At 74.5% G+C, this 26,311-nt stretch carries 23 protein-coding genes; 9 read left to right on the forward strand and 14 right to left on the reverse strand.

Annotated features, from left to right (window positions below; genetic code table 11):
- Positions 1-16 precede the first annotated feature (16 nt).
- From ACFWIC_RS08060 to cyaB, 7 genes are all read left to right on the forward strand, one after another.
- A complete protein-coding gene (locus ACFWIC_RS08060; RefSeq protein WP_380516861.1) occupies positions 17-1,846 on the forward strand; it encodes an ABC transporter ATP-binding protein in 1,830 nt (609 codons plus the stop codon).
- A complete protein-coding gene (locus ACFWIC_RS08065; RefSeq protein ID WP_329882488.1) occupies positions 1,839-3,581 on the forward strand; it encodes an ABC transporter ATP-binding protein in 1,743 nt (580 codons plus the stop codon). Before ACFWIC_RS08060 ends, ACFWIC_RS08065 begins: the two co-directional genes overlap by 8 nt.
- A 106-nt stretch (positions 3,582-3,687) precedes the next feature.
- On the forward strand, positions 3,688-4,527 hold the full coding sequence (locus ACFWIC_RS08070) for a siderophore-interacting protein (protein WP_380516865.1): 840 nt from the start codon (positions 3,688-3,690) through the stop codon (positions 4,525-4,527).
- On the forward strand, positions 4,524-5,588 hold the full coding sequence (locus ACFWIC_RS08075; RefSeq protein WP_355402571.1) for an iron chelate uptake ABC transporter family permease subunit: 1,065 nt from the start codon (positions 4,524-4,526) through the stop codon (positions 5,586-5,588). Before ACFWIC_RS08070 ends, ACFWIC_RS08075 begins: the two co-directional genes overlap by 4 nt.
- Entirely contained in the window at positions 5,585-6,703 is a 1,119-nt protein-coding gene (locus ACFWIC_RS08080) for an iron chelate uptake ABC transporter family permease subunit (protein WP_329882484.1), read from the forward strand. Before ACFWIC_RS08075 ends, ACFWIC_RS08080 begins: the two co-directional genes overlap by 4 nt.
- 661 nt (positions 6,704-7,364) lie before the next feature.
- Complete coding sequence (locus tag ACFWIC_RS08085) at positions 7,365-8,213, forward strand: helix-turn-helix domain-containing protein (RefSeq protein ID WP_380360374.1); 849 nt, start codon at positions 7,365-7,367, stop codon at positions 8,211-8,213.
- Between the two features lie 13 nt (positions 8,214-8,226).
- Positions 8,227-8,787 (forward strand): class IV adenylate cyclase, encoded by a 561-nt coding sequence (gene cyaB / locus ACFWIC_RS08090; RefSeq protein ID WP_329950790.1) that lies wholly within the window; start codon positions 8,227-8,229, stop codon positions 8,785-8,787.
- A gap of 299 nt (positions 8,788-9,086) precedes the next feature.
- Here cyaB and ACFWIC_RS08095 read toward each other — a convergent pair whose 3' ends face one another.
- From ACFWIC_RS08095 to dhbA, 6 genes are all read right to left on the reverse strand, one after another.
- Complete coding sequence (locus ACFWIC_RS08095) at positions 9,087-9,587, reverse strand: GNAT family N-acetyltransferase (RefSeq protein ID WP_329950789.1); 501 nt, start codon at positions 9,585-9,587, stop codon at positions 9,087-9,089.
- Entirely contained in the window at positions 9,584-10,396 is an 813-nt protein-coding gene (locus tag ACFWIC_RS08100; RefSeq protein WP_329950788.1) for an ABC transporter ATP-binding protein, read from the reverse strand. Before ACFWIC_RS08100 ends, ACFWIC_RS08095 begins: the two co-directional genes overlap by 4 nt.
- Complete coding sequence (locus tag ACFWIC_RS08105; RefSeq protein WP_329882480.1) at positions 10,393-11,025, reverse strand: isochorismatase family protein; 633 nt, start codon at positions 11,023-11,025, stop codon at positions 10,393-10,395. Before ACFWIC_RS08105 ends, ACFWIC_RS08100 begins: the two co-directional genes overlap by 4 nt.
- Positions 11,026-11,045: 20 nt before the next feature.
- Positions 11,046-12,638, reverse strand: coding sequence for a (2,3-dihydroxybenzoyl)adenylate synthase (locus tag ACFWIC_RS08110; RefSeq protein WP_380516872.1), 1,593 nt, complete (start codon positions 12,636-12,638; stop codon positions 11,046-11,048).
- Positions 12,635-13,816 (reverse strand): isochorismate synthase, encoded by a 1,182-nt coding sequence (locus tag ACFWIC_RS08115; protein WP_380516875.1) that lies wholly within the window; start codon positions 13,814-13,816, stop codon positions 12,635-12,637. Before ACFWIC_RS08115 ends, ACFWIC_RS08110 begins: the two co-directional genes overlap by 4 nt.
- 83 nt (positions 13,817-13,899) lie before the next feature.
- Complete coding sequence (gene dhbA, locus ACFWIC_RS08120) at positions 13,900-14,652, reverse strand: 2,3-dihydro-2,3-dihydroxybenzoate dehydrogenase (protein WP_380360364.1); 753 nt, start codon at positions 14,650-14,652, stop codon at positions 13,900-13,902.
- A 458-nt stretch (positions 14,653-15,110) separates the two neighbouring features.
- Here dhbA and ACFWIC_RS08125 point away from each other — a divergent pair, with 458 nt between their 5' ends.
- A complete protein-coding gene (locus tag ACFWIC_RS08125; protein ID WP_380360362.1) occupies positions 15,111-16,751 on the forward strand; it encodes an MFS transporter in 1,641 nt (546 codons plus the stop codon).
- A 102-nt stretch (positions 16,752-16,853) separates the two neighbouring features.
- Here the strand turns inward: ACFWIC_RS08125 and ACFWIC_RS08130 are convergent, their stop codons facing one another.
- From ACFWIC_RS08130 to ACFWIC_RS08155, 6 genes are all read right to left on the reverse strand, one after another.
- Positions 16,854-17,129, reverse strand: a complete 276-nt coding sequence (locus ACFWIC_RS08130; RefSeq protein ID WP_380360360.1) for an amphi-Trp domain-containing protein — start codon at positions 17,127-17,129, stop codon at positions 16,854-16,856.
- A gap of 122 nt (positions 17,130-17,251) precedes the next feature.
- Positions 17,252-18,625, reverse strand: coding sequence for a diacylglycerol/lipid kinase family protein (locus tag ACFWIC_RS08135; protein ID WP_380516879.1), 1,374 nt, complete (start codon positions 18,623-18,625; stop codon positions 17,252-17,254).
- 85 nt (positions 18,626-18,710) lie between these two features.
- Positions 18,711-19,142, reverse strand: coding sequence for a hypothetical protein (locus ACFWIC_RS08140; RefSeq protein ID WP_380360356.1), 432 nt, complete (start codon positions 19,140-19,142; stop codon positions 18,711-18,713).
- A 31-nt stretch (positions 19,143-19,173) separates the two neighbouring features.
- A complete protein-coding gene (locus ACFWIC_RS08145; protein ID WP_329882472.1) occupies positions 19,174-19,500 on the reverse strand; it encodes a carboxymuconolactone decarboxylase family protein in 327 nt (108 codons plus the stop codon).
- An 89-nt stretch (positions 19,501-19,589) separates the two neighbouring features.
- Positions 19,590-20,879: an FAD-dependent monooxygenase gene (locus ACFWIC_RS08150; RefSeq protein WP_380516883.1), complete on the reverse strand. Its 1,290-nt coding sequence runs from the start codon at positions 20,877-20,879 to the stop codon at positions 19,590-19,592.
- Complete coding sequence (locus ACFWIC_RS08155) at positions 20,876-23,917, reverse strand: LodA/GoxA family CTQ-dependent oxidase (protein WP_380516886.1); 3,042 nt, start codon at positions 23,915-23,917, stop codon at positions 20,876-20,878. Before ACFWIC_RS08155 ends, ACFWIC_RS08150 begins: the two co-directional genes overlap by 4 nt.
- Before the next feature lie 376 nt (positions 23,918-24,293).
- Between ACFWIC_RS08155 and ACFWIC_RS08160 the strand changes: the two genes are divergently transcribed.
- Positions 24,294-24,734, forward strand: coding sequence for a hypothetical protein (locus tag ACFWIC_RS08160; protein ID WP_329882469.1), 441 nt, complete (start codon positions 24,294-24,296; stop codon positions 24,732-24,734).
- 229 nt (positions 24,735-24,963) lie between these two features.
- Here the strand turns inward: ACFWIC_RS08160 and ACFWIC_RS08165 are convergent, their stop codons facing one another.
- Together ACFWIC_RS08165 and ACFWIC_RS08170 are read right to left on the reverse strand one after the other, a co-directional pair.
- Positions 24,964-25,674 (reverse strand): DUF4232 domain-containing protein, encoded by a 711-nt coding sequence (locus tag ACFWIC_RS08165; protein WP_380516889.1) that lies wholly within the window; start codon positions 25,672-25,674, stop codon positions 24,964-24,966.
- 326 nt (positions 25,675-26,000) lie between these two features.
- Positions 26,001-26,282 carry a hypothetical protein gene (locus ACFWIC_RS08170; RefSeq protein ID WP_329882467.1) on the reverse strand — a complete coding sequence of 94 codons (282 nt, stop codon included), beginning with the start codon at positions 26,280-26,282 and terminating at the stop codon, positions 26,001-26,003.
- Positions 26,283-26,311: the final 29 nt, after the last annotated feature.

Here is a 26,311-nt window from a genome sequence, read left to right on the forward strand (position 1 = left end):
GACGGATGGCCATCGCGTGAGCACCCATCAGCCAGAACCCGCCGCCGGCCCGTCCGACGGCCTGACCGCCGAGCAACTCGCCGACGAGGAACTGGAGCCCGGTGCCCTCTCGGCCGAACGCCGCCGCCGGGCCCGGGCCCTGCTCCGGGGCTCCCTGAAGCCCCACCGGGTCACGGTGGCCGCCGCCATGACCGCCGCGGCGATCCGCCAGCTCGCCCTGCTCGCCGTGCCCTGGTGCGTCCAGAAGGCGCTCGACGAGGGCCTGGAGAAGCACGACAGCGGCGCCCTGATGAGCTGGGCCGGCGCCACCGCGCTCGCCGCCCTCGTCCAGTTCGCCGGCCTCTACGGCTGGCAGTACTGGGCCGGCTACGCCGACGCCAAGGTCGGCGCCGACCTGCGCGCCCGCCTCCTGCACCACCTCTCCGGCCTGGACCGGGCCGCCCTCGCCTCGCGCGGCCACGGCGACCTCGCCATGCGCGCCACCCGCGACACCGACCTCGTCCGCGAGTGGGTGCACGGCCTGGCCGTCTGGGTCGTCCTCGGTGTCACCTTCCTCACCGTGCTGCCCCTCATCGCGGCGCTCGACCTCAGCCTGCTGCTGGTCACCCTCGGCACCCTGCCCTTCCTGGTCTGGGTCAACCTGCACTTCCCGCGCCGCTTCGCCGCGGCCAGCGGCGAGCTCGCCAAGGCCCACGGCGACCGCGCCGACGCCGTCGCCGACCTGCTCCAGATCGGCACCGGCCTGCGCGGCACCGGCGGCCACCGCCCGCTGGTCCACCGGCACCACGGCGCCAGCGCCGAGGTCACCGAACGGACGGTCATCGCCGCCCGCATCGAGGCCAGCTGGGCCGCCGTCGGGCCGTTCGTCCCCCGCCTCGCCGTCGCCGCCGGCGTCGGCTTCGGCGGACTCGCCGTCCTCGACGGCCGGCTGACCATCGGCGGACTCACCGCCTTCACCAGTTGGATGGCCATCGTCACCCTCGCCACCCGCGTCCTGGTCGACCGCCTCCTGGAGCGCGGCCAGGCCGACGTCGCCGCCGCCCGCATCGACGAGGCCCTCTCCATCCGCCCCGTCGTCGCCGAGCCGCCCGCAGGGAAGGCCCTCGACCTGCCGGAGCACGGCACCCTGGCGTTCACCGGCGCCACCGCCGTCCGGGACGGCCGCACCGTCCTCGGGCCGGTCGACCTCACCGTCCGGCACGGCGAGTTCGTCGCCGTCTCCGGGGCCACCGGATCCGGCAAGAGCACGCTGCTGCGCCTCGCCGTCCGCCTCGACGACCCCGACGGCGGCACCGTCGCCTACGGCGGCACCGACCTGCGCGAGGCCCGCCTCGACCAGGTCCGCGAGCGCATCTCCTACGTCGCCCAGCGGCCGGTGCTGCTCTCCGGCACCGTCGCCGACAACCTGCGGCTCGGCCGCGACATCGACCCGGAGACCCTGCACGAGGCGTGCCGCACCGCCGGCATCCACGACCAGCTGACCGCCATGCCCGACGGCTACGAGACCGAACTCGGCGAGGGCGGCACCGCCCTGTCCGGCGGCCAGGTCCAGCGCCTGGCCATCGCCCGCGCCCTGCTCGGCGACCCCGCCGTCCTGCTGCTGGACGACTCCACGTCGGCGCTGGACACCACCACCGAGAAGATCGTCCTCGACCGGCTGCGCACCTGGGCCGGCCAGGACCGCACCGTCCTGTTCGCCACCCACCGCACCGCCGTCCTGGACACCGCCGACCGCGTCGTGACCCTGGAGTCCCCGCGCGGCAGCGCCCCGGACGAGGACGGCGCCACCCCGGAAGGCCCCGCCGCCGTGACCACCCCGGACGCCATGGAGGTGGCTCGTGGCTGAACAGCCCCTGCTCAAGGACGAGGCCGACGAGCGCGCGGTGCTCCGCCGCGCCTGGCCCTACCTGCGCCCGCACCGCGGCCGCCTCGGCATCGCCCTCGGCGTCGGCCTGGCGGACTCCGCCGCGCTGGTCGCCGTCGCCCCGCTCATCGGCCTGGCCGCCCGCGCCCTGCTCGACCGCGACCGCGGCGGCCTCGGCCTCGCCGTCGCCCTGCTGGCCGGGCTCGGCCTCGCCCAGCTGGTGCTGGCCCGGGTCGGCGAACTGCTGCTGATCAAGGGCGGCGAGGACGTCGTCCGCACCCTGCGCGAGCAGGCGGTGGAGAACCTGGCCACCGCCCCCCTGCGCTTCCTGGAGACCCACCGCAGCGGGGAACTCCTGCGCCGGGCCACCGGCGAGGTCGCCGCGCTCGCCGCGTTCGTCCGCATGCACCTGCGCAACCTGGTCTCCTCGGTGGCCACCCTGGCCTTCACCCTGGTGCTGCTGGCGAGCTACTCGTGGCTGCTGCTGCTCGTCCAGATCGCCGTGTTCCTGCCGCTGACCCTGCTGGTGACCCGCTGGTTCCAGCGCGACGCCGCCTCCGCGTTCGGCGGCAAGGCGACCGCCGAGGCGACGGTCGCCGCCACCTTCTCCGAGACGCTGACCGCCCGGGAGGCCCTCCAGACCTCCCGCGGCCTGGCGGGCTGGACGAAGCGCTTCGACCGCGAGAACCGGCACGCGGTGCACGCCGCCCGCCGCGCCCTGCGGGTGGAGAACCGGATCGACCTGGTCAGCCTGATCGAGGGCGTCGCCCTCGTGGTGCTGCTGATGGTCGGCGGCTGGATGGTCACCCGGGACACCGCGAGCGTCGTCACCGTGGTGGTCTTCGTCGTCGCCAGCCGCAACCTGTTCGACTCCTTCGCCGACATCTCCCAGCTCGTCGGCGAGGTGCAGACCGCCCGCACCGGCCTCGCCCGGCTGCTGGACCTGCTGGCCGCCACCACCCCGGACCGCCGCCCCGCCCGGGCGGAGGGCCTGGCCACCCGCGGCGACCTGCGCTGCACCGCCGTCGAGTTCGGCTACCGCGCCGAGGGCCTGGACCTCCATGGCCTGACGCTGGACTTCCCGCAGGGCAGCCGCACCGGCGTCGTCGGCGAGACCGGCTCCGGCAAGACCACGCTCTCCAAGCTGCTCTGCGGCCTCTACCGGCCCGACGGCGGCTCGGTGACCTTCGCCGGCACCGACCTCACCGACATCCCGGAGGAGCAGCTGCGCCGCCGGATCGTCCTGGTGCCGCAGGAGGTCCGCCTGGTCTCCGGCACCATCGCCGACAACCTCGCCCTGGTCCAGGGCGAGCCCGACCGGGCGCGCATCGAGCGGACCGTGGACGAACTGGGCCTGCGGGAGTGGCTGGAGGACCTGCCCGGCGGCCTGGACGCCGAGGTGGGCCAGCGCGGCGGCAACCTCTCGGCGGGCGAGCGCCAGATCCTGGGCGTGGTCCGGGCGGTCCTGGCGGACCCGGCGGTCCTGGTCCTCGACGAGGCGACCGCGGACATCGACCCGGTGACCGCCGCCCGCCTGGAGCACGCGCTCGACGAACTGCGCTCCGACTGCACCCTGGTGGTGATCGCCCACCGGCCGGCCACCATCGCCCGACTGCCCCGGGTGGTCCGGTTGGACGGCGGTCGCCTGACGGGTGACGAAACGGCAGGTGGGAGCGTCGAATCCGGTACCCCGACTGGTCTCGGAGTTCGAGGTTAGGCTAACCTAATCAAATGATCGCCCCGTGCCGCCGTCCCGGCTCCCCCCGGAACGGCGGCACGGGCCTGTCCGGGCCTGCAGACACCTCGACGGAATGGGCTGACCGATGAACACCGACACGGCACCGCCGCGCATGCGGATCGTCCGCCATCCGCTCAAGTACCGCCTGCTGGAGGTCAAGCAGGTCGTCCGGGTCACGCCGGGCACCGTGCGGGTCACCTTCGCCGGCGACGCACTCGACGGCTTCTGCGAGCAGGCCCCCACCGACCACGTGAAGCTCTGCTTCGCCTTCGAGGGCGACGACCTCCCGGTCGAGCCGATCGTCGAGAACGACACCTGGATGGACGCCCCCGAGGGCATGTCCGAGCCGCTGACCCGCGACTACACCATCCGCTCCTACCGCCGCGAGGCCAAGGAGCTGGACATCGACATGGTCCTGCACGGGACCGGCGTCGGCTCCAGCTGGGCCGCCGCCGCCGAACCCGGCATGAAGCTCGGCGTGTTCGGCCCCCGCGGTTCGGAGGAGATCCCCTTCGTCCACGACTGGTACCTCCTCGGCGCCGACGAGACCGCGCTCCCCGCGCTCGCCCGCTGGCTGGAGATGCTCCCCGCCGGCGTCAAGGTCCTCGCCTTCGCCGAGGTCCCCGGCCCCGAGCACGAGCAGCTCCTGGCCACCGACACCGACGCCACCGTCACCTGGGTGCACCGCGGCGACGCCCGGTCCGGCAGCACCGACCTGCTGGAGCAGGCCATCCGCGCCGCCCGGCTGCCCGAGGGCATGGGCTTCGCCTGGGTCGCCGGCGAGGCCAACACCCTCAAGCCGATCCGCCGCTACCTGCGCAACGAGTGCGGCCTGACCAAGAACCAGGTCGACGTGGACGGCTACTGGAAGCGCGGGGTGGCCAACCACGACCACCACGAGGACGACCACCAGCCGCACGCATGAGCACCGACACACTCGACAAGCCGGCCCCGAGCCGAACGGCCTCCGCGCCGCGCGGCCGGGCCGGCACCGCGCGCCGCACCGCCTGGCTGTTCGGGGCGCTCCTGCTGCTCGCGCTCCTCGCCCTCGCCGGCATCGCCGTCGGCGCCCGCCCGGTGGCCCCCGGCCAGGTCCTGCACGTCCTGCTGAACCACGAACCCACGTCCGAGGACTGGATCGTGGTCCACCACTCCCGCATCCCCCGGACGCTGCTGGGCATCGCCGTCGGCGCCGCCCTCGGCATCGCCGGGGCCATGATGCAGGCGCTCACCCGCAACCCGCTCGCCGACCCCGGCCTGCTCGGCATCAACGGCGGCGCCGCAGCCGCCGTCGCCGCCGGCACCGCCCTGTTCGACCTGCGCTCCTTCGGCTCCTTCGTCTGGTTCGCCCTCGCCGGGGCGGCGGTCGCCGCCCTCGTCGTGCAGATCCTCGGCGGCGGAGGACGCGCCTCGGCCACCCCGGCCCGGCTCGCCCTCGCCGGCACCGCCGTCACGGCGGTGCTCACCGCCTTCGTCAACGGCCTGATCCTGCTCGACCCGCTCACCCTCAACCGCTTCCGGTTCTGGCAGGTCGGCACCCTCGCGGGCGTCGACTCCACGGTGCTCGGCCAGGTCGTCCCCTTCCTCGCGGCCGGCGCGGTGCTCGCCCTCTTCCTCGGCCGGCCGCTGAACGCCCTGGCGCTCGGCGACGACGCCGGGCACGCACTCGGCGCCAACCCCACCCGCACCCGCATGCTCAGCCTGCTCGCGATCACCCTGCTGTGCGGGGCCGCGACCGCCGCGGTCGGCCCGATCGCCTTCATCGGCCTCGCCGTCCCGCACCTCGCCCGCCACATCTGCGGGCCGGACCAGCGCTGGATCATGCTGCTGTCGGCCGTCCTCGCCCCGGTGCTGCTGCTCGCCTCGGACATCATCGGCCGGCTCGCCCTGCACCCCGCCGAACTCCAGGTCGGCGTCGTCACCGCCTTCATCGGGGCCCCGCTCTTCATCGCCCTGGTACGCGGCCGGAGGATCGCCCAACTGTGAACAGCCCCACCACGGTCGAGCAGACCGCCGCGCCCGAGAAGAGCCGGACCACCCGGCCGCCGGGGGCCGGGCGGCCCGCCGTCCCGCTCCACGCCGTCCGGCTGCCCGGCGGCCTCTCGCTGCGCTGGCACGCCCGCGCCACCGTCGTCGGCCTGCTGATCCTCGCCGCGCTCTGCGGCGTGGTCGTCTGGTCGCTGACCGCCGGTGACTACCCGCTGCCCGTCTCCGACGTGGTCGACGTGCTCACCGGCGGCGGACGGCGTGCCGACCGCTACATCGTGATGGAGGTGCGGCTGCCCCGGCTGCTCACCGCGCTGCTGGTCGGCGCGGCGCTGGGCCTCGCGGGCGCCCTCTTCCAGACGCTCGCCCGCAACCCCCTCGGCAGCCCCGACGTCATCGGCTTCACCGTCGGCTCCGCCACCGGCGCCCTCGCGGTGATCCTGGTGATCGGCGGCAGCGCCGCGACCGTCGCCGGCGGCGCCGTGGTGGGCGGCATGCTCACCTCCGTCGCGGTCTACCTGCTGGCCCGGCGCGGCGGCACCCAGGGCTACCGCCTGGTCCTCGTCGGCATCGGCGTCAGCTCGCTGCTCTCCTCGCTCAACGCCTACCTGATCGCCCGGGCCTCCTTCAGCGACGCCCAGAGCGCCGCGGTCTGGCTCACCGGCAGCCTCAACGCGCGCGGCTGGGAGCACTGCGGGCCGATGGCCGTCGCGCTCGCCCTGCTGCTGCCCGCCGCCGTCCTGCTCGGGCGCCCGCTGCGGATGCTGGAGATGGGCGACGACGCGGCCTCCTCGCTCGGCGTCCGGACCGAGGGCGCCCGGGTCTGGCTCGTGCTGATCGGCGTCGGTCTGACCGCCGCGGCCACCGCCGCCGCCGGCCCGATCCCGTTCGTCGCCCTGATCGCCCCGCAGGCCGTCCGCCGCCTCACCCGGGCCACCGGTCCCAACCTGCTCGGCTCCACCCTCCTCGGGGCCCTGCTCCTGGCCGTCAGCGACCTCGCGGCCCAGCGCCTGCTGGCGCCCACCCAGCTCCCGGTCGGCGTCCTGACCGGCGTCGTGGGCGGCTGCTACCTGGTCTGGCTGATCCTCGGCCAGTGGCGCGCCAAGCGCGGCTGACCACCGGGGAGCGCAGAACACGCGGTGAACGACGGCGGGCCCGGTGGACGATCCACCGGGCCCGCCTCCGTAGCGGCTCGGTTCACCCGTGGGGGTCCGGACCGGCGCTGATGGAACCCGTGACCCGCGCGGGTGCGACCGGACTCCGACCGCCGACGCTCACCGGTTCCCTCCCGGTAGATGACGGCTGCACACGCATTCGGCGTCACCGCAGAGGCATACCAGTACCACTGCACGGGCCTCGTCCCGAATCCCACCGGGGCACCCGTGGTGGGCGCCGAGCAGGCACTCCGCCGAGATGTAGCGGCCTCCTCGTTCGGTGTCGAGGTGGACGACGATGTCGGCGGGTCCGTCGGACCGTGCGGCGACGGCGGTCACCGGGTCTCCTCGGGAGCGGGACACGGGCAGGCGTGCGCGACGACTGCCCAGCCCAGGGGAGCCAGATCGGGGCCGGTCGGGGTGTAGACGTGGCCGGCTCGAAGGAGCTCGCCACCGGCGTGGTTGCAGCGGATACAGGCTCTGCCCTGAAGTTGGGCTCCGGACAGGGGTGGCTTCGGCGTCGGAGGGTCTTCCACTCTCACAGCGTCTCGGTGACTTGCGGTCAAGGACGATACCCAGAGGGTAATCTCACGGTGAGATAGCTCCCGATGAGGGGATCGCCATGGGCTCAGCGCTGGTACCGATCACGTTGCCCGACGCCTCGTGGCAGACCGGCCGGATCAGCGCCGCACTCCGCGACCGCGACATCGGAAGTCTGTTCCGGTACGTGCAGCATCACAGTGGGGCCGGCCAGGCCCGCATCGCCGTCCAGGTCGGTATGACGCAGGCCCGGGTCAACGAGATCATCAACGGCCGCCGTGAGGTCGTCCGTCTGGACGTCTTCGAGCGCATCGCGGATGGTCTGAACATGCCGGATGACGCCCGTCGTCAGCTCGGCCTGGCCCCACGCCGAGAGAGCCGGACACCCGGAGCGGCATTCGATCTCGCGGCATTCCCCGAGATCGTCCGCGTCTACTCCGACCAGTCGTCCGCCGCCGCGGAGATCCGGCGGTCCGCCCGGTCCGCCGGTGAACTCGACGTCCTTGCCGTCCGCGGCCTGGGCCTTCTGGGCCTTCGGGACTCGCTACTCCGCCCGCACCTCGACCGCGACGGCGACACGCCGCCCCGTCTCCGTGTGCTCCTGCTGGACCCGGAGTCGCCGGCGCTCGTCCGCAGGGCAGCCGAGATCGGAGAGTCCCCCGAGTCACTGGCCGGTGGCGTCCGGCTCGCCGAGGCCCGTCTTCGCGAGCTCTCGGAGGTCGGCCACGTCGAGGTCTACCACTACCGGACCTTGCCGGTCTGGCGCGTGATCCGGCTGGACAAGACGCTCTACGTCAGCGCGTTCGACGCGGATTGGGAGGGCCACGAGTCGGCAACCTACAAGGTGCTGGCCACTCCGTACGGTCCGCTGTACCGAGGGTGGCGCCGGTTGTTCGACGCTATGGTGGCCGACGCCGAGCGCGTGATCTGACGGAGGGCTGACGGTGGCGATCGAGGCGGAACTGAAGGCGGTAGTGCGGGACCCCGAGGGGATTCTCCGGCTGCTCGAAGACCGGTACGGGCCGGGGCGCGCGGAGGTCTATCGCGACACCTACTTCGACGCACCCGACGGATCTCTCATGGGAGCGGACCGGGAACTGCGGATCCGTACCGTGCACAGCCCGGACGACACCCGAACCGTCCTGACCTACAAGGGTGCCCGCGTGGATGAGGCGTCCGCTTCGAAGCCCGAGGCCGAGACGCGGGTGGAGGACGCGGAGGCCGTCCACGAGATCGTTCGTGCTCTCGGATTCGTCCCGCGTATCGCGTTCGAGAAGCGGTGCAGGAACTACTCGTTCACCGCCGACGGGCGGCTGCTTCTCGCGACCCTCGTCCGAGTACCCGAGATCGACGGCACCTTCATCGAACTGGAGACCATCGCGAAGGCGGACGACGACCTGCTGCCGGCCCTCCGAGTGGTCCGCACGGTGCTGGCCGGTCTCGGGATCGCGGAGGACGATCTGACGACGGAGCAGTACACCGACGCCGTGGCCGCCGCGCGCTGAGGCCCGTGCGGACCGGATGCAACACCGCTCAGGAAATCCGGCCCTCGTCCCGCCGAGGAGCGGCTCGGGGACGAAGCCGGGTTCGGCGGTGAAGAGGGAGGTCAGAGCAGCTCCTCGTGGTGGTCGATCACCTTGCGGGCCGTGGGGACGTACCGCTCGGCCGGGGGAAGATCATCCTCACGATGCCAGAACGGCAGCTTGATCGTGTGCCGTTCGCGACCTCGCCCGCGGTGGTCCGGACAAACGCGGCGGGCCCGGTGGAGTGGTCCACCTGGCCCGCCGTCGTGGGGGTGCCGGGCTCAGACCTCCCGGGTGAAGACCCGGGAGTGGCGGGCCGGGTCGAGGCCGGCCGCCCACTCGGCGGGGGCCGCCGCTGCGGTGATCTCCCGGAAGCCGTGGCGCAGGAACAGCTCGCCGCCGCCGGTGGTGGCGGTCACCAGGGCGCGCAGGCCCCGGCGGCGGGCCTCGGCGAGGACGGCCGTCACCAGGAGCGAGCCGAGGCCCGCGCCCTGACGGCCGGTCCGCACGCAGAGGTTGTGCAGCAGCCCGGTCGACGGCCGGCCGGCCTCGGGCGCCAGCGCGCGCAGCGCGACGCACGCGTCGAGCCGGCCGGGCGCCGCCCCGTCCTCGGCGCGGACCATCAGGAAGGTGTCGCCGGGCCGCCGGTAGGCGTCCGGCGTGCGCTCGCGCAGCGCTCCGGAGCGCATGAACGGGACGGAGAGCGCGTAGAGCGCCGGCGCGTCCGTGCCCGCGGCGCGGACCGCCCGCAGGACCGCGGACGGGCGCAGCGTCGCTGTCACCGGGCCGTACCGCGGCGTACGGGGGCCAGCGGGACGACCAGCGGGGTGCCGGTCTGCGGGTCCTCGATGATCTGGCAGGGCAGGTCGAAGACCTGCTCGACCAGCTCGGCGGTGACGATCTCGGCGGGCACGCCCTCGGCGACCACCGCGCCGTCGCGCATGGCGATCAGGTGCGTGGCGTACCGGGTGGCCTGGTTGAGGTCGTGCAGGACCGCGACCAGGGTGCGGCCCTGCTCCTGGTGCAGGCGCGCGCACAGGTCGAGCACCTCGACCTGGTGGGCGATGTCCAGGAACGTGGTCGGCTCGTCGAGCAGCAGCAGCGGGGTCTGCTGGGCGATGGCCATGGCGAGCCAGACGCGCTGGCGCTGGCCGCCGGAGAGCTCGTCGACGAAGCGGTCGGCGAGGGCGTCCACGTTGGTCGCCGCCATGGACTCGGCGACGATCCGCTCGTCCTCCTTCGACCACTGCCGGAACAGCCCCTGGTGGGGGTAGCGGCCGCGGGCCACCAGGTCGGCGACGGTGATGCCGTCGGGCGCGGTGGAGCTCTGCGGCAGCAGGCCGAGCCGGCGGGCCAGTTCCTTGGCCGGCAGGGCCCCGATCTGCTCGCCGTCCAGGAGCACCCGCCCGGAGGCGGGCTTGAGCAGCCTGGCGAACGCCCGCAGCAGGGTGGACTTGCCGCACGCGTTGGGGCCGACGATCACGGTGAACGAGTTGTCGGGCACCGCCACCGACAGGTCGGTGGCGATCGCCCGGTCGCCGTACCGCAGTGTCACCTTCTCGGTGTGCAGCCGCTCGCCGGTGGTGGTCACTTCTCCTCCAGGAGGTCGGCGGTGCTCAGCACGACGGCGCACTTCTCGGCGGCCCAGCGCAGGGCTTCGGTGTGCTTCTCGGCGGAGAAGTCGGCGACGGCGTCGCCCACCACGAAGGCCTGGACGTCACGGCTCCACGCGTCGGCGGCGGTCATCATGACGCCGATGTGGGCGTAGACGCCGACGATCACCAGCTGGTCGCGGCCGGACTTCTCCAGCAGGCCGGCCAGCTCGGTGCGGGCGAACGCGCTGTACTTCCACTTGAGCAGCATGACGTCCTGCCCGGCGGGCGCGACGACGGCCGGCACGCCCTGCGCCTGCTCGTCGGCCGGCAGCCCCGGGCCCCAGAAGTCCAGCTGGAGGCCGCGCTCCTCGGGGGTCTGGCCGCCGCGCTGGTGGGAGTAGATCACCGGCATGCCCAGCGTGCGGGCCCACTCCAGGATCCGGGCCGTGTTGGCCAGGGCGGGGGCCAGCGGGGGGCCCTCGGCGGGGAACGCGCCGAGGAAGTAGTTCTGCAGGTCGTGGACGAGGACGGCGGCCCGCGCCGGGTCGACCTGCCACGGCACCTTGCGGGGCGGGAGGTCCGCGGGGCCGGGCAGTTCGTAGGGGGCGATGGCAGGCAGTGCCATTCGAGGAGCGCCTTTCTGGGCTAGCGGGAGGTGGTGCGGAGGTCCTTCTTGCTGACCTTGCCGACGCCGGTGCTGGGGAAGGCGTCGACGAACTCGACGCGGTCCGGGACCTTGTAGCCGGCGAGCCCGGCCGCGCGGACGAAGCTCTTGAGGTCGAGCGCGCGGGGCCGCTCGGCCTCGGGCCGCAGGATCACGTACGCGCAGCTGCGCTCGCCCAGGTACTCGTCCGGGACGGCGACGACCGACACGTCGTGGACCGCGGGGTGGGCGAGCAGGACGTTCTCGACCTCCTCGGCGGCGACCTTCTCGCCGCCCCGGTTGATCTGGTCCTTGGCCCGGCCCTCGACGACCAGGTGGCCGGTGGGAGTGCGGCGGACGAGGTCCCCGGTGCGGTAGAAGCCGTCGGCGGTGAAGGACCGTGCGTTGTGCTCGGGCGCCCGCCAGTAGCCGCGGATGGTGTACGGGCCGCGGGTCAGCAGGTGGCCCGTCGTCCCCTCGGGCACGTCGACGTCCTCGTCGTCGACGATCCGGATCTCGTCCTCGGGCGAGATCGGGCGGCCCTGGGTGGTGAGGAGGGTCTCCTCGGTGTCCTCGGGGCGGGTGTAGTTGACCAGGCCCTCGGCCATCCCGAAGACCTGCTGGAGCCGGCAGCCGAGCGCCGGGCCCAGCCGGCGGGCGGCCTGCTCGCTGAGCTTGGCGCCGCCGACCTGGATGAGTTCGAGGCTGGACAGGTCGTGGCCGCTGCCCGGGGCGGCCTGCGCCCAGGCGAGGGCCAGCGGGGGCACCACACCGGTGATCGTGACGCCCTCGCGGGCGATCAGGGCGAGCGCGGTGCCCGGGCTCGGCTCGGGCGCCAGCACGACGCGGCCGCCGGCGTGGAAGGTGCCGAGCGTGCCCGGCGAGCTGAGCGGGAAGTTGTGGGCGGCGGGCAGCGCGCAGAGGTACACCGTGGCGGGTGACAGCTCGCAGATGACGGCCGACTCGCGCACGCTGTACAGGTAGTCGTCGTGGCTGCGGGGGATCAGCTTGGGCAGCCCGGTGCTGCCGCCGGACAGCTGGAGGAAGGCGAGGTCGCCGGCGTGCGGCGGGTCGGCCGGCGCGGTCGGGGCGTCGGCGCGCAGCTCGGCGAGCGGGGTGAACCGCCCGGGATCGCCGACGACGAAGACCTCCCCGAGACCGGGCACCGCCGCGCACACCTCGGCGGCCAGTTCGCGGTGGTCGAAGCCCTCGTGGCGGTCGGCGACGAAGAGGGCCTTGGCCTCGGCGAACTCGCAGAAGTACGAGATCTCGGCCCGGCGGTGCGCCGGGAGGGCCATCACCGGGACCACGCCGGCCCGCATCGCGCCGAAGAACACCTCGAAGAACTCGGCCACGTTGGGGAGCTGGAGGACCACCCGGTCGCCCTTGCGAAGCCCGCGGGCGAGCATCCCGGCGGCGATCCGGTCGGCGCGCGCGTCCAGTTCGGCGTAGCTCCAGTGCCGGTCGCCGTCGGTGACGGCGATCCGGTCCGGGGTCGCGGCGGCGTGCCGGCCGATCACGGTGTCCAGCGTCTCACCGGTCCAGTACCCGGCCGCCCGGTAGCGGTCGGCGGCGTCCTGGGGGTAGAGGCTCATTCGGCGTTCTCCAGTCCGACGGCGTGCAGGAAGGTCCGGAACTTCGCGGCCGTCTCGGCCAGTTCGTGTTCCGGGACGGACGCGGCGACGACCCCGGCACCGGCGAACAGCCGCAGCAGGTCGCCGTCCGCCTCGGCGCAGCGCAGGGTGACGACCCATTCGCCGTCGCCCGAGGCGTCGCCCCAGCCGACCACGCCCGTGTAGAGGCCGCGGTCGAAGGGTTCCAGTGTGCCGATCAGGTCCCGGGCCCGGTCGGTCGGGGTGCCGCACACGGCCGGGGTGGGGTGCAGGGCCAGCGCGAGGTCCAGGGCGCTGGTGGAGGGGTCGCGCAGCGTCCCGGTGACGGTGGTGGACAGGTGCCACATGGCCGCGGTGCGGATCAGGGACGGCCGCTCGGGGACGACGAGGTCGTCGCAGTGGGGTGCGAGCGCGCGCCGGACGGCGTCGACCACGAAGGCGTGCTCGGCGAGGTCCTTGGGGGAGCGGGCGAGCTCCTCGGCGCGGCGCCGGTCCTCCACCGGGTCGGTGCTGCGGGCGGCGGACCCGGCGAGCGGGTTCGACACGACGTGCCGGCCCCGGCGGGAGAGCAGCAGTTCGGGGCTGGCCCCGACCAGGGTGGCGGTCCCGCCGGCCGGTACGGCGAAGGTGTAGCCGTTCGGGTCGCGGTCGAGCAGCCGGCCGACCATGGCGGGGATGTCGGTGCCGCCGGGGGTGGTGAGTTCCAGGGTGCGGGCGAGGACGACCTTGGCGAGGTCGGGGTCCGCGTTCATGAGCCGCACGGCGCGGGCGACCGCGTCCCGGTAGCCCTCGGGCGCGGGGACGGCGCGCCGGGTCCACGCGCTCTCCGCGGTCCGGGCCGGCCCGGGGGCGGCGGTGAGGCCGGCGCGTATCGGGGCGGCGCGGTGCACCTGCTCGGGGATGAACAGTCGGGCGGGCCGTCCGGGTGAGAAGGGGATCGCCCCGACGACCAGCGGGTCGCGGCCCTCGGCCCGGGCCGCCGCCAGCAGCCGGCCGGCCTCGGCGGGGTCGGGCACGGGCCGGTGCACGCCTTCGGCGAGCAGGGTCCGGGTGGGGCCGGCGAGGAAGGCCCGGTCGGCACCCGGCCGGTAGGAGGCCAGAAGCTCACTGCCGTCCACCGGGGTCGCGACAGGGGACCGGGCTTCGGAAGCCGTGGTCATGGTGCTCCGTTCTGCCGGTGCCGGGGGCACCGGGTGGTGGGACTCGAAGGGGGCGGGCGATTCCGGGATCGCCCGGTTCGGGGTCAGGCCCGCAGCGTGGCGCCGCCGTCGACGTAGAGGTCGTGCATCGTGACGTGCCGCGCGCGGTCGCCGGCGAGGAAGAGGACCGCCTCGGCGATGTCCTCGGGCGTCGCGATCCGGCGGAGCGGGATCCCGGCCCGGTAGCTGGCGAGGTCGCCTTCGATGACCCGGCGCTCGCTCTCGTCGTCGGTCCACAGCGCCCGCTGCATCGGGGTGTCGGTCGAGCCGGGCGAGACGAGGTTGCAGCGCACGCCGGAGCCGGCGAGCTCCAGGCCCAGGCAGCGCATGAACATCGTGGTGGCCGCCTTGGAGGCCGCGTACGCCGCCATGTTCATCCGGGGCACGCCTGCGGCGTTGGACCCGACGGTGACGATGCTGCCCCGGCCGCGGTCGGCCATCCGGCGGCCGACGGACCGGCAGGTGTGGAACACCCCGGTGGTGTTGACGGCGAAGGTGTGCTGCCAGTCCTCGTCGCTGGTGCTCAGCGCGGGGCCGGCGTGCAGCACGCCCGCGACGTTGACCAGGATGTCGAGCGGTCCGTGCTCCTGCTCCGCAAGGTCCACCAGCTTCTCGACCGCGTCGGCGTCGGTGACGTCGAGCAGGTGCACCGAGGGGTCGGACGGGGAGCGGTCGCTCGCGACGACCCGGGCCCCGCGGTCGGCGAGCATGCGGGCGACGGCGGCTCCGATGCCCTGGGCGGCGCCGGTGACCAAGGCGGTCCGGCCGGCGAACTCGTCGGTGGATATCGAGGTCATCGGTCACCCCACCGTCGTGGCGGCCGACTTGCCGGTGTCCCGGCCGGTGCGGCGCGGTCTGGGGACACGGCTGGTGGTGGGTGGCATGGACCTTCTCCCTGGGTCGGAGCGCGGCGGCTGTCGGACGGGCTTGCGAAGCGGTGAGGTAAGGTTAGCCTAACCGCATCGGGGGTACGTCGGGGACCGTCCCACACGTCCTGAGGTACTGCTCTCCGGGCTCGGCTCCGCTCCGCTGTTCTTCCGGCTCCCGCCAGGGCCGACGGCGACCCCGTCCGCCCGGCCGGGGGCCCGCCCGCCGCCTGACGGAGCGTGACCTCCGGCGCGACGCCGGGTGCGACCGCGCGACGTCCGGCGCGGTGGGACGGCCGCCGGGCGCGGCCCGTGCGGCGCCGCCGACCGGCTGACATCCGTGGCGGGTCGGGCGGCGGCTGCCCCGGGCCGCTGCGACCATGACCCGCATGGCATCCAGGGCAGCGGGCGCAGGGACGTCCCAGAAGTCGTCGAAGGCCGGGACCGTGCTGCTGACGCTCGCGGCCGGACAGTTCCTGATGGCGCTCGACAGTTCGGTCATGAACGTCTCGATCGCCACGGTCGCCGAGGACGTCGGCACGACGGTGACCGGGATCCAGGGCGCCATCACGGCCTACACGCTGGTGATGGCGATGTTCATGATCCCCGGGGGCAAGGTCGGCGCGCTCATCGGCCGCAAGCGGGCGTTCCTGATCGGCAGCGTCATCTACGGCTGTGGCTCCCTGACGACCGCCTTCGCCCCGAACCTGCCGGTGCTCCTGCTCGGCTGGTCCTTCCTCGAAGGGGTCGGGGCGGCGCTCATCCTGCCCGCGATCGTGGCGCTGGTCGCCGGCAACTTCGGCGTCGAACGCCGCCCCGCCGCCTACGGGCTCGTCGCGGCGGCCGGGGCCGCGGCAATCGCCGTCGGGCCGCTCATCGGCGGCCTCGCCACGACGTACTTCTCCTGGCGCTGGGTCTTCGCCGGGGAGGTCGTCATCGTGGTCGGCATCCTCGTGCTCGCCCGCCGCATCGCGGACGCGCCCACCGCCGGGCGTGAGCGGATCGACCTGGTCGGCGCCGCGCTCTCCGCCCTCGGCCTGGGCGTCTTCGTCTACGGCGTGCTCCGGTCGAGCACGTGGGGCTGGTTCCTGCCGAAGCCCGACGCGCCCGCGTGGCTCGGGATCTCCCTCGTCGTCTGGCTGATGCTCGCCGGCCTGCTCCTGATCCGGCTCTTCCTGTCCTGGGAGGCCCGGCTGGTGGAGCGGGGCGCGGAGCCGCTGGTGGATCCGGCCCTGCTGCGCAACCGGCAGCTCACCGGCGGTCTGACGATGTTCTTCTTCCAGTACCTCGTCCAGATGGGCGTGTTCTTCGTCGTCCCGCTCTACCTGTCGGTCGCCCTCGGCCTGTCCGCGCTGAAGACCGGCGCCCGCATCCTGCCGCTGTCGCTGACCCTGCTGGCCGCCGCGATCCTGATCCCGCGGCTGCTCCCGGACGTCTCGCCGCGACGGGTGGTGCGGCTCGGGGTCCTCGCGCTCTTCGCGGGAGCGGTGGCGCTGCTGGCCGCGCTCGATGCCGACGCGGGTGCGGAGATCGTGACCGTGCCGCTCCTGCTGATCGGGCTCGGCATGGGGGCGCTGGCGTCCCAGCTCGGGTCGGTCACCGTGTCCGCCGTGCCGGACGAGCAGAGCGCGGAGGTCGGCGGCGTCCAGAACGCCGTCACCAACCTGGGGGCCTCGATCGGCACGGCCCTGGCCGGGTCGATCCTGATCGGCGCGCTCACGTCGTCGTTCGTCGCCCACATCGAGCAGAATCCGGCCTTCCCGGCCGACGTCCGGAGCCAGGCGGTGGTGAATCTGGAGAGCGGCGTGCCCTTCCTGTCGGACGCCCAGCTCACGACCGTCCTCGCCGACACGGGCGCCACCTCCGAGGCCACCCAGGCGGCGTTGGACGCGAACGAGGCGGCGCGGCTGGACGGCCTCCGCGCCGCGCTGGCCGTCCTGGCGTTCGCCGCGCTTCTCGCGCTGTACTTCACCCGGCGGATCCCGGTGACCCAGCCGGGCGCGCCGAAGGCGTCCCACGGCGCGGCCTGACCTCCCGGCGTCCGGAGGTCCCGGCTGCCCGGGGTCCCGGCGGCCTGACCTCCCGGCCTGACGACCCGGCGGTTCGGGCGGGACGCCGGGAGGGGCCGCGCGTCAGCCGGCGTCGCTCCCGGCGGCCGGCTGCGAGGGCGCCGGCCGGTTCTGCGCGGTCGGCCACTTGAGCTCGATCTCGATTTCGATCTCGCCGTCACCGACCTCCACCTCGACCTCGCTTCGCAGCTCGTCGGGGATGCGCAGGGTGAGCGTCCCGGGGCCGAGTTCGAGCTCGGCGTTGCCGCCGTGCTTCAGCGCGGCCGCGAGTGCGGTGAGCAGATCGGCGGCTTCGAGACGGGTCAGCGAACGCTTCTGCTCGAACTTGAGGTCCTTCACGGATCTCTCCCGTCCGGCGGTGCGGTGCCGAGGGAGCGCCGCCGGTCGCGGCGTCCGGAGGGGCACCTCCTCCCTCCAGCCTGCGCGCCCCCGGCGGCCGGTGCCACCTCGGGCCGGCCGCGTCAGCCGCCCCGGACCTCGGGTCCCGGTCCCGGTCCCGGTCCTGGCTCCGGCTCGGGCGGCCGGGGCCGGGCGAAGGCGAGGGCGAGGATCTCGCGCCAGTTCGGCGCGGGCCGGGCGGGCGGCGGGCCGGGGCGGTGCCGCGGTACCAGGACCCGCAGCGCGCCCGGGCGGATGCCGCAGACGACGGGGGCGGGCAGGAGCAGCGCCTCCCCGTCGACGGCGACCGGGAGGAGGTCCGCGTCCGACTCGACGACGACCCGGTGGCAGGTCAGCACCCGCAGTCCCGTCGCCCTGCCGCTGCGGAGCGCGACCTCGGCCGCCTGGGCCGCGTTGGTCACCCGGATCCCGACGACACCGAGCACACCGAGGTCCAGTCGTGGCCGCCGGCCGCCGGTGACCGGTTCGGTGCCCGCGTAGGGGTTGTTGCTGACCAGGAGCGCCTGCTGGGCGTCCAGCCGACCGCTCTCGGTCCGGGCGTCGACGCGGTGTCCGGAGAAGCCGAGCAGCAGGTCGGGCAGCGCGTCCAGGGCCGCGCCCGCCTTGGCACCGCGGTACTCGGGGCGCTGCACGATCTCCGCGTACACGCCGAACGAGGCCGTGTTGACGAAGGCGCGGCCGCCCACCGTCCCCAGGTCGACGCGCAGTTCCTCCCCGTCGGTCAGCGCGTCGAGGCAGCGGGCCGGGTCGGTGCGGTCCAGGCCGAGGTCCATCGCGAAGTGGTTCCGCGTCCCGGCCGAGACGACCAGGAAGGGCAGGCCGTGTTCGGCGGCGACCTCGGCCACCCTGGCCTGGGTGCCGTCGCCGCCCGCCACACCGAGCAGGTCCGCCCCCTCCGCGACCGCCCGGCGGGCGAGCGCGGCGACGTCGACCGGCACCGACGTGTCCAGGAGGACCACCCGGGCGCCCAGCGCCTCGGCCTTCTCGACCAGCCCGAACCGGCCGACCTTGCCGCCGCCCGACTTCGGGTTCATGATCAGGAACGGGTGGCGGGGGAGCGGTCCGGCGACCGCGCGCATACCGTCGGGCCGGCGCACCAGACGCACGGCGGACCGTGCGCTCGCCGCGGCGGCGGCCCACAGCACGATCGCGGCCAGCGCCTCCGGCCACAGGCCCGCCCGGGCGTAGAGCACGACGAGGGCAGCGGGCGCGCCCACCATCAGCAGGAGACCGCACACCCGGACGGCCCCGTGGTGGGACACCGCCCACCAGATGCCGGCGGCGGTGAGCGCCGAACCGACCACCGCGGTGACCAGGAGCAGCAGGCCGCCGGGGCCGCCCCCGGCGACCAGCACCACCAGCGCGCCGAGGGCACAGACCACGGCCAGCCGGGCCGACAGCCGGGCGCGCCGGGGCACGGCCGAAGGGGGTGCCATCGTCCTCACCTCCTCCGGCCTGCTCCGGCCTTCCGGCCCCGGCCGCCCGGACGGCCGCTCCGGGGTCATCCTGCGGTCGCCCTGTTCAGACGACCGGCCCGCCGTGGTCGCGGTGGACCGCGCAGAGGCCCCAGATGACGAAGGCACTGATGGCGATCACGGTGATGGACCAGACCGGGTAGTACGGGATGGAGAGGAAGTTGGCGATGATGAGCAGCGCTGCCAGGGCCACACCGAGGATCCGGGCCCAGAGCGAGGCCCGGAACAGGCCGAGGCCGATGCAGATGGCGATCACGCCGAGGATCAGGTGGATCCAGCCCCAACTGGTCAGATCGAACTTGAAGACGTAGTTGGGGGTCTGCACGAAGACGTCGTCCTCGGCGATCGCCATGATCCCTCGGAAGATGCTCAGCGCGCCCGCTAGCAGGAGCATCACGGCCGCGAAGGCGGTCAGGCCGCCCGCGAAGCCGGAGGAGCCGCTGTGGCCGGCGTGCACGGTGCCGGTGGGTGCGGACATGGATGCCTCGATTCGTACCGTCGGATTGGGGTCAGCCCTGGGAACCGGCGTCGATCTCGGCCACGGCGATGGCGAAGCCGAGGGCCTCGGTGATGTGGCCGGCGGCCGACATCACGCGGGCAGTGCCCACCACGGGGGCGATGGCCACCAGGACGTCCTGGACCTGGTCGGCGGTCACGTCGGACTCCATGGCGGGACCGAGGTGGGCGAGGTAGGACATCGGCGGCGCGTCCATGGCCACGAGCGCGGCGATGCGGGTGAGGAGGAGCATGTCGGTGGGCAGCCCGCAGCGCTCGATCGAGTCGAGAGTCATCGCGGCGAGGGTGTCCAGGACAGGAGTTTCGGACGATGTGGTCATGCCGGGTCATCTCCTGAGGGATCGGGTGCCGACGCTGTCGACCCGCAGGAAAGCGGGTTCCGGCGCGTCGCACCCCCGTGCTTCCGACCCTAGGAGCTTTCCGGTGCGGGTGCACCTTCGCACGGTCCCGCGTGCGGGGGGTGGCCGGCCGGGTGCGCGCCGTGGCGGCGCCGCCAGAACGGCTGGTCGGCCCAGCGCTGTTCCTGGCGGTAGGACAGCGCGTGGTTCCCGGTGTAGGCGGCGGCGATGCCGTCCAGGAAGTCGGTGTACCCGGCGAGTGCGGCGGCGGTCCGGCCCGGGTCGGTCAGGCAGTCGGCGACGGCCCGGCCGGCGCGGACCCCGGTGTGCAGCGCGGTGAGGATGCCCTGGGAGGAGAGTGGGTCGAAGGCGAGAGCGGCGTCCCCCGCGGCGACCCAGCCCGGGCCGGCGGCGGGCTCCAGCCGCAGCCCGTGGGCGGGCGTCCAGCGGGGGACGGGGGCCGCGGCGGGGTCGTACCCGGCGACCCGGCGGCGGACGTGGTCGGTCCGGGTGACGCCGTGCCAGAAGCCCTCGGGGGTGCGGAGTGCCGGGTCCGCGAGGTCGGGGTCGGTCAGGTGGGCGACCAGGCGGCCGGCCGGGACGAGGGTGGTGTACCACCAGCCGTGCGGCACCGCCTCGACGAGCGTGCGCGCCTCGCGGTCCCCCGTCCGGCGTGCGCCGCCCTCCTCCCCGCCTTCGCCGTTCTGCCCGCTCCCTGCGCTCCCTGCGCTCTCGGGGTGGCGGACGCCGAACACGGTGTAGACGGCGACGAGGCGGTCCTGCCGGTGGCGCAGGCCGTGCCGGCGGCCGATGACACAGCGGCGGCCCGTGGCGTCGACCGTCCACCGGCTGCGCAGCTCCCGCACGGCGCCGTCGTCCCGGTCGCGGACGACCAGACGGCCGCCGTCGCGCCGCCCCAGGACGCCGGCCCGCCGGACCTCGGCGCCGGCCGCGACCGCCGCGTCCCGGAGGAACGCGTCGAAACGGAGCCGGTCCAGGTGCCAGCCGTGGCCGTACGGATCGAACAGGTGACTGCGGCCGTGCAGGGCCGCCGAACCCCAGGCGGCGAAGGTCCCCGTGGAGCGGGGGTGCCCGGCGGCCAGGAAGGCGTCCAGCAAACCGAGATCGCGCAGCAGCGGGCGGGCGGCGGGCGGCAGGAACTCGCCGATCCGGAACCCGGCTCCGCCGCTGCGGCGGTCGCCGCCGGGGCCCGGCGGGCGGGTCCCGGCGGGGCCGCCGTCGTCGAGGAGCACGACGCGGTGACCGGCGCCCGCCAGGACCAGCGCCGCGACGGCGCCCGCCGGGCCCCCGCCGGCCACGGCGGCGTCGACGCCGCCGGGCGCGCGCCGGACAGCGGTCATCGGCGGTGCCGGAGGCGTACGACCTTGTCGATGTAGCCCGCCGACACCTCCTCGTCGGGCTGCTCGGCCAGGGTGACGGCGCTGGCCAGCGCGGACTCGCCGAGGTCGGGGTCGGCGCCGAGCGGCACGTGCAGGGTGACCAGGTTGCGGGTGGCCGGCGGGGCGGGCTCGCGGGGGAAGGAGACCTCCGACTCGACCAGCATCTCGGCCGGGAACCGGGGGTCGTCCTCGACGCCGGGGCGGCGCTCGACGACACCGAGCCTGCCGAAGTCCTTCACCATCGCGTTGATGGTGTCGAGGTAGCCGGAGGGCAGCCAGCGGAGCCAGGTCCGCCGCTTCTCGAAGGCCGCCAGCCGCTCCGCGACCGGACGGGAGGTGTCGACCACGACGTCGTAGTCCTCCTCGGCGAGGACGTGGTTGGGCACCCGGGCGGGCCAGAAGGTGGGGAGGTACGGGTCGTACTTGGGGCCGAAGCCGGGTGCGCCGTAGCCGTACCCGGAGAGGCAGCTGGCGGTGTCGGTCTGCCACGGCACGGCCATCCACCGGGTCAGGTCGCCCGGGCCCTGGGCGTAGAGCGGACCGTCGACGGAGAGCGCGATCTCCGGGGTGAGCTTCGGCCCGTAGGACGCCGGTCGCGGGGCCCCCGGGTCGCGGTGGCGCACCCGGAACGGCCGGCTGTACAGCGTGGTGTGCCGCATCGGCCAGGTGAGTTCGCACCCGGGGTGGAACGCGTCGGCGAGGCAGAAGGACAGGGCGGCCCGGTCGAGGGCCTCGGGCCGCCGGGCGAGCGGGAGTTCGTCGAGGGACCGGGGCGGGGGTGCCTGCGGGTCGTGGTCGGCGGTGAAGTCGCCGTCGGCCCAGCGGTCCAGCAGCCGGTACTGCAGGGGGGAGAGCGTCACGTGCTGGCGCTCGGAGTCCGGGGGCAGGTTCATCGCGTCGCCGTAGATCGACGGCCACGGTACGGGCGACATGCCGTCCCGGTCGTACGCGCGCATGGTGGCCCAGACCTGCCGGCGCAGTTCGCGGTGGGCGGGCGAGGGGTCGGCCAGCTCCGCGAGCCGGCCGGGGGCGAGGAAGTTCGCGAACCCGCCGTGCCCGAACTGGACGGCCAGACCGTGGTTGACCCACTGGAGGCCGCAGAGGCGGCGCAGCACGGGCAGCACGTCGCGGGTGAACGACACCTGCTGCGGGGCGGGAAGCAGGCCGGCGGTGACGAAGGCGTCGCGCACCAGGTCGTGCATGGTCCGTACCGAGGTGAGTTCGGGCGCGTAGTTGGGCGGTGTGGTGACCACCCAGGCGGGCTCGACCGGCACCGTCCGCCCGTCGATGCGGACCTCGGCGGTGACCGGGCCGTCGGAGACGTCGTCGTGCCAGCCGTCGTTGTTGGCGAAGGTGTCGGCGGGGGTGTCGGTGGCCGAGGCGGAGACGCCGCGCCCGCCGAGGAAGAGCAGCCGGCCGCTGTCGTCGGTGCGCAGCTCGCCGAGGTAGACCGGCCGGTCGAGGAAGGTGCCGGTGTCGAAGCGGTACTCGGCCAGGCCGGAGCGGTTCCGGCCGCGCACCGAGCGCGGGCCGGGGTCGATGACCAGGCGGCCGCGCTGCGCGGCCGGGACCTTGGCGTTGCGCAGCAGGCTGTCGTCGGTCCGCTCCGCCTCGGGGATGTCGAGGGCCAGCTGGAACTGGTACCAGGCGGCCTTCGAGTTGGCGACGTGGACGGTCCACCGCAGGTCCGCGTTGTCGGCGGTGAGTTCGGCGACCGGCTCGCCGGCGGCGTTGTAGCCGTAGACGCGGAAGCGGACGGCCTGGCGCTTGAGGGCGCCGGTGGCGTCCTTGTAGCTGCCGGTGGGCAGCGCGGGCGCGTCCTCGGTCTCCGGGGCGAGGACGTACTCGTCCGTGCTGTCGCCGACCCGTGCCACGCCGATCGCGGGGTGCACGGCGGCCCGGACGATCCGGGTGTCGCGTCCGGGCGGCGGGGTGAGCTGGGGGCGGGCGGGGCCGGGTTCGGTCGCGGGGATGCCGTTCACGTCGCGGCGCCGCGCGGCCGAGGCCAGGTAGACCGTCCTTCGGGCGTCGGAGATGCTGCCCACCGGGCGGTGCTCGGCGAGGCTGTGCCACGGGTTGAAGGCGAGGTTCTCCCCGTAGGCGGCCTGGCCGCGGGCGCGGACGTCCTGTTTGTGGAGGGTCAGCCGGGCCACCCGTACCGGCCGGCCGTCGGACTCCTCCCAGCGGACGGTGGCCCGGTCCAGGGGCATCCGGGGCGGATCGTCGCGGAACTGGAGCATCAGGTCGAAGGCCGCCGGGCCGGCCGCGAGCCGGTGCCGCAGGTCGGCGCCCAGGTACCCGGGGTCCTCGTCGGCGGGCACCGCGTCCGGGTCGCCGAGCTCGCATCCGGCCGGCACCAGGCGGTACTTGACGAAGCGTTCGAGGCCGAAGGAGTAGGGCAGCACGCTCCAGTACGTGGCCGTCAGGACGCTCTCCTCGACCTTGGCCATCGCGTCGAGGATCTCCCGGGTGACGGGGTGCTCCCGCAGGTACGGTTCGTAGTCGCCGTCGACGACGCCGGCCCGGGTGAACTCGCACATGTCGCGCGCGGTGTCGACGAAGAAGACGTCGTGGTTCTGCAGCAGCAGGTCCTGGGTGTCGGCCCCGGACTCGCCCTCCAGCAGTTTCGGGCCGGGGACCTCGTACAGCTTGATGCCGACGCCGAGGGTCGTGCGCAGGTCGGGCCGGCCGGGCACGGTGTCGCCGGAGAACCGGACCCAGGCGGTCAGTCCGTCGGTCCGCTCGTGGGCGGCCTGGAGGAAGCCGACGCGCAGCTCGGGCGGGAGGTCGGGGTCGACGGTCAGCACGCCGCGGGCCACCCCGTGCGGCTTGAGGAACACCGGACGCTGCGCGGGGTCCTGGCCGCGGGCGATCCGTGCGCCCTGGGTCCGGTCCACGAACATGTCCCGCAGCGCGGCCGTGGGGTCGTCCGCGCAGCCGGGCGGTTCCGGCTCCCCGGGGCCGGGGGTCGCGCCGGGGGAACCGGGTGTTCCGATCATGCTGTGCTCCCGTCAGTGCGGCGGCCTGCCGGTGGTCCGGCGGGCCGGCCGTCCACGTCCTGGATCCAGCGTGCACGAACATGTCCGGAGCGGGCACCGGGGTACCGCCAAACCGGCTAGGCCCGGCGGGGGTCCGGCCGGGGGCTTCTCCTGTGCGCCCCGGGTCGCGGTCCGGGGGACATGACAGGCCGTTCCGGCCATCCGGTGGTCGTCCTCCGGTCATTCGGCGGCCGGGGCGGGTGGATGGCGTGCTTCCTCTTCCGAATCGGGCGCTCCGTTCGTGGATGGCTGCCATGCTTCCTCCCAGAACGATGTGACATGTCACATGGGTGCCCTCGACGTCCGTCGAGGGCACCGTTACGAGGGAGGGAATCCGATGAAGCGTCTTTCCGCCGTCCTTGCCGGCGTGGCAGCCCTGGCCGCACTGACCGGCACCCAGTCCGCGTCCGCCGTCACCGCACCCACCGGTCCGGTCGGTGCCGTCGTCACCTGCGGGAGCCCGGGTGCGCCCGGCTTCCTCCAGACCCGGGCGTGTATCGAGGTGACCGGTAACCAGGTCCGCTTCTACGGCAACGCCTACCCGACCAACCCGAGCTGGGTGGCGCAGAACGTCGGCTTCCGGCTGTCCGGCAACGCCGTCAGCCTGCCCCCGCAGCCGCCGATCACGCCGAACGTCCTGGTGCCGGTCGGAGGCCGCTCTGTCGGCGACATCGTGATCACGGTGCCCTGCGGCACCGCGGTGAACGCCGAGTTCAGCGTCGACCAGTTCGGCTGGCCGCCGTCGGTGGCGACGGCCGCGACCGTCGTCACCTGCTGACCCGCCCGCCCGGCCGCTGCGGTTGACCGCTCGGCCGGCCTGTGACCCCCGTCGCCCCAGGCCGCCTTCACGTCCCGGGGCGACGGGCCTGTTCGGGGTCCGTCGCCCCAGGACGCGAAGGCGGCCCGGGCCGCGGTGAAGCCCGGTGGCCGCAGTGGTCCGCGCCCCGGGCGGGGCCGCTTCCGGCCCGATCGGCCCTTCCGTTCCGTCCGGTGCGCGGGTGCTCGGGCTAGAACTCGTCGGCGCCGTTGCGCAGCTCCGGGGTCCAGTAGCCGGTGGCCCAGACTGCCGGGTCGACGGCGACGCCGGCCGGACCGGGGGCCTTGACGACGGCCTCCCCGCCCCCGCCGCCGAGGGTGACGGTGAAGGACGTCACGGCCTCGTCGGCCTCGTGGACTCCGCCGCCGGACAGCTTGACGACCGCGTAGGCGGGGGTGCCGGCGTCGACGACGACGGGCGCGGCGGGCTTGCTCCCGGCGACGGCGGGGACGCTCTCGCGGTGGCTCTCCAGGAACCGGATCTGGGGGAAGTCGACGAGCCGGCAGCCGCGGCCGGAGAAGTTCCTCGCCGTCAGGACGAGGTGGGTGTACGGCGGTCCGCCCTGGAGGGCGGCGGTGATGCTGACGTCCTTCGTGGTGCAGGCCGGGACGGAGGTGCCCGCCGGTGCGGCCGAAGTCGGGGAGCCGGCGCCGGGCGTCGCACCCGCGGGGGAGCCTCCGGCCCCGGTCTTTCCCGTACCGGCGTTCGGGGCCGGGGCCGTGGCCGACGCGCTTCCGCCGGTGCCGCTTCCGCCGCCGGCTCCGGCCGCCGACTGCGCGGGGGAGGGGGCCGCCGCGGCGGGCGCGGTGCCGGAGTCGTTCCTGCCGCAGGCGGTCAGGGTCAGGACGAGCGCGGCGGTGCCTGCGGCGGCCAGGGCGGTGGTGCGGTGGAGGGTGCGCATGGTGGATCCCCGCTGTCGGTGGTGTGGTGACGCACGGTCCGGTGGGACCGGGAACGACCATGCACCGTGATCCGCCCCCGCCGCCAGCGCCGGCCGCCGATCCGGGGCGCCGCGACGTCCCGACTCCCCTGACGTGACGAAACGCTGCCGCCTGGAACGGCGGGTCGGGGCGCTGCTGGGCGGCGGCACGGCAGCGGCGGCGGTCGCGACGACGGTCCGGGGCCGCCGGGGACACGACGAGGGCCCCCGACACGGTCGGGGGCCTCGTGGGGCGGTGCGGCGTCACGTGCTCGGCGGGGGCGGGTGTCCGGCCCCCGCCGGGGAGATCAGCAGCGGACGTTGCGCTCGCAGTCGACGAGCCGCTGGATGTAGGCGTCCAGCGCCTGGGCGCGGGCCTCGGTGACGTTGGCCTCGCGGTAGTGGCCCTGGTGGCGGAGCCTGTCGGCCTGGGCGTGGAGGTTGCGGGCCTGGGCCCGGAGCTCCTCGATGTTCACCGAGACCGACGAGCCCCGGGTGGCGGCCGAGGCGGACTCGGCGGGCGCCACGGAGAGGAGCAGGCCTCCCGCGAGTACGGCGGTGACGGCGAGCGCGGACATGCGGCGACGCATGGTTCCCCCTGATTTTCCTGATGTTTTCC

Origin of the sequence: Kitasatospora sp. NPDC127035, from assembly GCF_042726075.1 — a bacterium.
GTDB lineage: Bacteria > Actinomycetota > Actinomycetes > Streptomycetales > Streptomycetaceae > Kitasatospora.